We start from the raw sequence: 7,151 nt of genomic DNA, 5'->3' as shown, positions 1-7,151 counted from the left end.
GCTTCAAGGCCCTCCGGCAGACTGTCCCGCAGGACGCCCTGCGCGAAGACCTCGCAGACCTGATTGCCTGGCTGGGCGAACTGGTCCGGCAGGTGGACTCCAGCCTGCTCGACGAGTGGGAGGAACTGACGTCCGGCGCCGCGCCGACCCCGCATGACGCCCCGCCGCCCCCGCCGCCGTCGCTGACCTCCAACGTGCGGGCCTTCCGCGTGATGGTCCGGAACGAGATGTTCCGCCGGGTGGAACTGTTCGCGGACGAGGCCGCCACTGCCCTCGGCGAGCTCGACGGCGGCTCGGGCTGGGACGCTGAGCGCTGGGAAGACGCGCTTGATGACTACTTCGAGGAACACGGCGACATCGGCACCGGCCCGGATGCCCGCGGCCCCGGACTGCTCATCATCACCGAGGAGCCCGGGGTGTGGAAAGTCCGGCAGATCTTCGACGATCCCGCCGGAAACCACGACTGGGGCATTTCCGCCGAAGTGGACCTGGCAGCCTCCGACGAAACCGGCACCGCTGTGGTCCGGGTCAGCGACGTGAACCGGCTGTAGCCGCTAGTAAACTCGTGCCCATGAGTGTAATCCGCCCGGCCGCCGCCGCCGACGTTCCCGCCATCCTCCGGATGATCCACGACCTGGCCATCTACGAGAAGGAACCGGACGCGGTCCGAAACACCCCGGAGATGCTGTCCGAGGCCCTGTTCGGCGAGAACCCGCGCGTTTACGCGACGATGGCGGAGAACGCCGCCGGTGAGGTCCAGGGTTTCGCGTTGTGGTTCCTGAACTACTCCACGTGGGAAGGCGTCCACGGGATCTACCTCGAGGATCTCTACGTGATGCCCGAGGCGCGCGGCGCCGGGCACGGCAAGGCCCTGCTGCAGCACCTTGCGACCACGGCCGTGGAGCGCGGCTACGCCCGGGTGGAGTGGAGTGTGCTGGACTGGAACGAGCCCTCGATCGCTTTCTACAAAAACCTCGGGGCGGCCCCGATGGACGAATGGTCAACGTTCCGTCTGACCGGTGAAGCCCTCGCCGGGTTCGGCGCGGCCCGGACGGCAACCGCCCGTGGTTAAGGCCGCAGCGGTGGCGCCCGGCGTCGTCCCGCACATCGTCAAAGCCCGGCATGACTACCGCGGCATGCGCACCACGGAACACTATTTCGAAGTGCCGCTGGACCATTTCGGTGCCGGCAGCGAGACCATCACGGTCTTCGCCCGCGAGTACGTCTCCGCCGACCACAGCGAAGAGGCTGCCGCGGACCTGCCGTGGCTGCTGTTCTTGCAGGGCGGCCCTGGGGGCCGCGGCAACCGCTTCCCGGCCCTTGGCGGCTGGAGCAAGGCCGCGGCCAGGGACTTCCGCATCCTGATGCTGGACCAGCGCGGCACCGGCCTGTCCTCCCCCATCGACCGCAACACGCTGCCGTTGCGCGGCGGTGACCGGGACCAGGTGGAGTACCTGGAGCACTTCCGGGCCGATTCGATCGTGGCGGACGCCGAGGCTATCCGCAGGGCCCTCGGTGCAGCGCCGTGGACCATTTACGGTCAGAGCTACGGCGGCTTCTGCGCCCTGACGTACCTGTCCTTCGCTCCCGAGGGCCTGCGGGAGGCGCTCATCACCGGCGGCCTCGCCCCGCTGGCCGGTCCCGCCGACCGGGTCTACCAGGCCACCTTCCGGCGCGTCGCGGCCCGCAATGCCGAATACTTCAGCTGGTATCCGCAGGACCGCGAACTGGTCACCCGGATCGCCCGGCACCTCCGGGACACCGAGGAAGTCCTTCCCGACGGCACCCGGCTCACCGTGGAGCGGTTCCAGATGGTGGGTGCCTACCTCGGCGGCAACACCCGCGTCGACGGGCTCCACCACCTGCTGGAGGATGCGTTCGTTGCCACGCCCGACGGCGGGCGGCTCTCCGACGGCTTCCTGGAGCAGGTCCGCGGCCTCGTTTCCCGCGCATCCAACCCGCTCTATGCCCTTATGCATGAGTCCATCTACGGCCAGGGCGAGGCCACCGATTGGGCTGCCCTGCGCGTGCTCCAGGACTTCCCCGAGTTCCGCCCTGACGCGGCCGAGCCCCTGCTGACGGGTGAGATGGTCTATCCGTGGTACTTTGACCAGGATCCGGCGCTGCGGCCGCTCCGCACGGTGGCGCAGTTGCTCGCGGAGAAGGACGATTGGAAGCCGCTCTATGATCCCGAGCGCCTGGCACTGAACAACGTCCCCGTGGCGGCGGCCGTCTACAGCGACGATATTTACGTGGACCGGGACCTCTCGCTGGAGACAGCACGTGCAGTCCGCGGCCTGCAGGTGTGGGAAACGGATGAGTTCCACCATGACGGCATTGCCGATGACGGGGAAGCCATCTTCGGGCGGCTGCTCGGCATGGCGCGCGCGGCCGGGGCCTGAGGACTCAGCCGTCCAGGGCCGGCTCCGTGCGCGGCGCTCGCGCTGCCAGGATCACGGCCAGGACCGTGACGGCGACGGCGGCGGCTACCAGGTTCAGCCCCTGGTAGCCGATTCCGCTCATCAGCAGTCCGGCGAAACCGGATCCGACGGCGCCGGCGATGCCCATCAGGGTGTCCGAGGCACCCTGCACGAGGACCCTGTCCCCGGGGGCCACACTTTCGGCGAGCAGCGTGGATCCGGCAATGGTGGCAGCGGACCAGCCCAGCCCCAGGAGCACCAGTCCGATGGTCACCAGGGCCGGCTGCGACTGGCCGAACCCGGCCTCGCATACGGCGATAAGAATCAACCCGTGGCCCAGCAGGATGACCTGGCGGCGGCCCACCCGGTCGGTGAGCCAGCCCATCACGGGTGAGAGCGCGTACATCCCGGCGATGTGCAGCGAGATGGTGAAGCCGATCAGCACGAACACATCGGTCCCGGTGGTGTGGGTGTGACCGGCTATGGGGCCGGCCATCGGCCCTTCGGTGAGCAATTGCAGGTGGAGCGGCGTCATGGACATCACGGCCGCCATGCAGCCGTGCGCGGCCACGACGGCGAGCAGCGCCAGCCGCGCCCGGGGCGAGGAGCGGACGGCACGGAGGCCGTCCCGCAGGGCGTGCCTCCCCCGGCTGCCTTGCGTTCCCTTGGCGGGACCCTCGGAGGCGGTACGCAGCCGGCCGGCCAGCAGCAGCGGGTCGGGCCGCAGCGCGACCAGCAACAGCAGGGCTGCGAGGAACAGTCCCGCCGTCGAAAACACGAACGGCCCTGAGATGGCGGGCAGCCCCAGCGCCTCCCCCACTACCGCGCCGGGCTGGATGAGGTTGGGGCCGGCCACGGCGCCAACCGTCACCGACCACACGACAATTGCGAGGGACCGTCCGCGGTGTTGGGCATCGGCGAGGTCGACGGCGGCAAAGCGCGCCTGCAGGTTGGCCGCGGTGCCAAGGCCCAGCAGGGCCGCAGCCGCGAGCAGGATCGGGAAGACCCCGGTCACGGTGGCCAGAATCACCAGCAGGGCGCCCGTCATCGCGCAGAGCAGGCCGGTCACGAGAGCGGCCCGGCGCCCCCTCCGGCCGGCCAGTCCGGCCAGCGGCAGGGCGGTCAGGGCTGCCGCGAGAGTCATGGTGGTGGTGACCGAGCCGGCCCAGGCGTTGGAGCCGGAAAGCTGGACCGCCAGCAGTGATCCCACTGACAGGCTCGCGCCGTTGCCGATTCCGCTCAGGAGCTGGGCGATGCTGAGGACAACAACGGTACGGCGCTGCACCCGTTGGGGGTGCAGCGCCGTATCGGCCGCCTGTGCGGCATCAAACGTTTTCACGCTCCGAGCTTAGCCCGTCGAGGGTCGGCCGCGGCCCAGGCGCGTGGCCTGCCCGTTCGGTGCCCGCGTGGTGGCTACTCGGCGTCGCTGAGGCTCTTGCGGGAGTCCTCTTCCAGCCGGCTGTCGAGTTTGGCCTTGGAGGCCTTGGAGCTGAGCAGGCTGGCGACCACCGCGATGATGATCGTGCCGATGATCACGGCGAGCGAGACGAACGTGGGGATCTCCGGCGCCCATTCGATGTGCTTGCCGCCGTTGATGAACGGGAGTTCGTTCACGTGCATGGCGTGCAGCACCAGCTTGACGCCGATGAAGGCCAGGATGACCGAGAGCGCGTGCTTGAGGTAGATGAGCCGGCTCATGAGACCGCCCAGCAGGAAGTACAGCTGGCGCAAACCCATCAGGGCGAAGATGTTGGCCGTGAAGACGATGAAGGCGCTCTGGGTGAGGCCGAAGATGGCCGGGATGGAGTCCACGGCGAACAGCAGGTCCGTCAGGCCGATGGTCACGAAGACGATGAGCATCGGGGTGAAGACCTTTTTACCGTCCACCACGGCGCGGAGCTTGCCGCCGTCGAACTTGTCGGACATCGGCAGGACCCGGCGGATCCGGGCGATCAGCGGGTTTTCCTTGTCTTCCTCGTCTTCGCCCTCGTCCTGGGCCTGCTTCCATGCGGTCCAGAGCAGGAAGGCGCCGAAGATGTAGAAGATCCAGCTGAACTGTTCGATCACGATCGCGCCGAGCAGGATGAAGATGCCGCGCAGGACCAGGGCGATGATGATCCCGACCATAAGCACCTCCTGCTGGTACTTACGGGGTACCGAGAAGCGCGCCATGATGATGATGAACACGAACAGGTTATCGATGCTGAGGCTGTACTCGGTGACCCAGCCGGCGATGAACTGGCCGCCGTATTCCGGGCCGGTAAACATGAACATGGCGCCGGCGAAGACGAGGGCCAAGGCAATGTAGAAGGAGACCCAAAGGCTTGCTTCCTTCATGGAGGGCTCGTGCGGACGCTTCAGGACCAGGAGCAGGTCGACGGCGAGGATGAGGCCGAGGACGACAAAGGAGCCGATCTCAAACCAGAGGGGAAGTTCGGGCACGAAGTGACCTTTCGCAGGGTACAGCTCAGCGGTGTAAGTCTCTCCGGCTAGGCTCCCGCACCCGGGCCGTGGCCTCCGGTGTCAGTCTGCTGCCCGCTACGCCCGGCATGGCATCTGTGCCCTGCGTGTTGACGATCGTAGCGCTTGGGATACTCCCCTACGTTCCATCTACTTTACCTTAGGCGTGACCCGCCGACTGCATCTGGCGCAGCTCCTTCTTGAGATCGCCGACCTCGTCGCGGAGTCGTGCCGCCAGTTCGAACTGCAACTCGCCGGCTGCCGCGTGCATCTGCTCCGTGAGTTGTTCGATCAGGCCCACCAGGTCCTCGGCGGGGGCGGCGGCAAGTCCGTCGGTGCGGACCTTGGCCCCGCCCTTGCCCTTGCCGCGGGCCTTGTTCGCGCTGGCCAGCAGCTCGCGGGTATCCGCGTCTTCCTTGGCCAGCTGGTCGGTGATGTCGGCGATCTTCTTGCGCAGCGGCTGCGGGTCGATCCCCCGCTCGGTGTTGTAGGCCACCTGGATGGCCCGGCGGCGGTTGGTCTCGTCGATGGCCTGGGCCATGGAATCGGTAATCCGGTCCGCGTACATGTGAACCTGGCCGGAGACGTTTCGGGCGGCACGGCCGATGGTCTGGATCAGGGACGTCGCGGAGCGGAGGAATCCTTCCTTGTCCGCGTCGAGGATGCTGACCAGCGAGACCTCGGGCAGGTCCAGGCCTTCACGGAGCAGGTTGATGCCGACCAGGACGTCAAAGACGCCCATCCGGAGTTCGCGGAGCAGCTCCACGCGGCGCAGGGTGTCTACGTCTGAGTGCAGGTATTCGACTTTAACGCCGTGGCCCAGCAGGTAGTCGGTGAGGTCCTCCGCCATCCGTTTGGTCAGGGTGGTGACCAGCACGCGTTCGTTGTTGGCGGTGCGGGTGCGGATCTCACCCAGCAGATCATCGATCTGGCCCTTGGTGGGCTTGACGATCACTTCCGGGTCGATCAGGCCGGTGGGCCGGATGATCTGCTGCACGAATCCGTCGGCCTTGCCGAGCTCGTATTTGCCCGGGGTCGCGGAGAGGTACACGGTCTGGCCGACACGCTCGAGGAATTCGTCCCATTTGAGCGGACGGTTGTCCATGGCCGACGGCAGCCGGAAACCGAAGTCCACCAGGTTCCGTTTGCGGGACATGTCGCCCTCGTACATGGCACCGATCTGCGGGACCGTAACGTGGGATTCGTCGATSACSAGCAGRAARTCGTCCGGGAAGTAGTCSAGRAGGCAGTGYGGMGCSGTYCCGCGGGCRCGKCCGTCRATGTGCGASGARTAGTTCTCGATGCCGTTGCAGAAGCCCATCTGCTGCATCATCTCAAGGTCATAGGTGGTGCGCATCCGCAGCCGCTGGGCCTCGACGAGCTTGTTCTGGCTCTCCAGGACCTTGAGCCGGTCGGCAAGTTCGTCTTCGATCCGTTTGATCGCCCGGGCCATCCGCTCGGGGCCGGCGACGTAGTGCGAGGCCGGGAAGACGTACATTTCCTCTTCCTCGCGCAGCACTTCACCGGTGAGCGGGTGCAGGGTCTGGATGTTTTCGATCTCGTCGCCGAAGAACTCGATCCTGATGGCCAGTTCCTCGTACATCGGGATGATCTCCACGGTGTCGCCGCGAACCCGGAAGGTCCCGCGGTGGAAGTCCATGTCGTTGCGGGCGTACTGCATGGAGACGAACTTCCGGAGCAGGTCGTCACGGTTCATTTCCGCGCCCTTGCGCAGGGTGACCATGCCGGAAATGTACTCTTCCGGCGTGCCCAGGCCGTAGATGCAGGACACGGTGGCCACCACGATCACGTCGCGGCGGGTGAGGAGTGCGTTCGTGGCGGAGTGCCGGAGCCGCTCCACTTCCTCGTTGATGGAGGAGTCTTTCTCGATGAAGGTGTCCGTCTGGGCCACGTAGGCCTCAGGCTGGTAGTAGTCGTAGTAGGAGACGAAGTACTCCACCGCGTTGTTCGGCAGCAGCTCACGGAATTCGTTGGCCAGCTGGGCGGCGAGGGTCTTGTTCTGCACCATCACGAGGGTGGGGCGCTGGACCTGCTCGACCAGCCACGCCGTTGTGGCGCTTTTACCCGTACCGGTGGCGCCCAGGAGCACCACGTCCTTTTCGCCATTCTTGATGCGCTCGGTCAGCTCGGCGATCGCGGCCGGCTGGTCGCCGGCCGGTTTGAACTCGCTGATGACTTCGAAGGGCGCCACAACACGGTTGATTTCCTGGGCAAGGCTCATGTTCCTAATCTACCGCTGCCCTCCGACAG

General features: G+C 66.7%; 6 protein-coding genes. 3 read left to right on the top strand and 3 right to left on the bottom strand.

The features are described 5' to 3' along the window. The 3 genes from AC1DHD_RS03625 to AC1DHD_RS03615 all read left to right on the top strand — a co-directional run. Positions 1-551, top strand: a 551-nt coding sequence (locus AC1DHD_RS03625; protein WP_476878382.1) for a DUF3516 domain-containing protein, incomplete at its 5' end; no start/stop codon positions are given. A 20-nt stretch (positions 552-571) separates the two neighbouring features. Beyond that, positions 572-1,072 carry an N-acetyltransferase family protein gene (locus AC1DHD_RS03620; protein ID WP_476878381.1) on the top strand — a complete coding sequence of 167 codons (501 nt, stop codon included), beginning with the start codon at positions 572-574 and terminating at the stop codon, positions 1,070-1,072. Positions 1,073-1,136: 64 nt separating this feature from the next. Beyond that, positions 1,137-2,402, top strand: coding sequence for an alpha/beta fold hydrolase (locus tag AC1DHD_RS03615; protein ID WP_476878384.1), 1,266 nt, complete (start codon positions 1,137-1,139; stop codon positions 2,400-2,402). A 4-nt stretch (positions 2,403-2,406) separates the two neighbouring features. Here the strand turns inward: AC1DHD_RS03615 and AC1DHD_RS03610 are convergent, their stop codons facing one another. The 3 genes from AC1DHD_RS03610 to uvrB form a co-directional block, all read right to left on the bottom strand. Beyond that, the gene (locus AC1DHD_RS03610; protein ID WP_476878380.1) at positions 2,407-3,759 is read right to left on the bottom strand and encodes an MFS transporter; all 1,353 of its coding nucleotides are present in this window, start codon (positions 3,757-3,759) and stop codon (positions 2,407-2,409) included. A 74-nt stretch (positions 3,760-3,833) separates the two neighbouring features. Further along, positions 3,834-4,862, bottom strand: a complete 1,029-nt coding sequence (locus AC1DHD_RS03605; RefSeq protein WP_476878379.1) for a TerC family protein — start codon at positions 4,860-4,862, stop codon at positions 3,834-3,836. Positions 4,863-5,040: 178 nt separating this feature from the next. Beyond that, positions 5,041-7,122: an excinuclease ABC subunit UvrB gene (gene uvrB, locus AC1DHD_RS03600; RefSeq protein WP_476878378.1), complete on the bottom strand. Its 2,082-nt coding sequence runs from the start codon at positions 7,120-7,122 to the stop codon at positions 5,041-5,043. Positions 7,123-7,151 lie beyond the last annotated feature (29 nt).

It is taken from the genome of Arthrobacter sp. 05L45_2, from assembly GCF_056397525.1.
The sequence above is the reverse complement of the archived record's forward strand: the minus strand, read 5'-3'. Positions and strand labels throughout refer to the sequence as shown.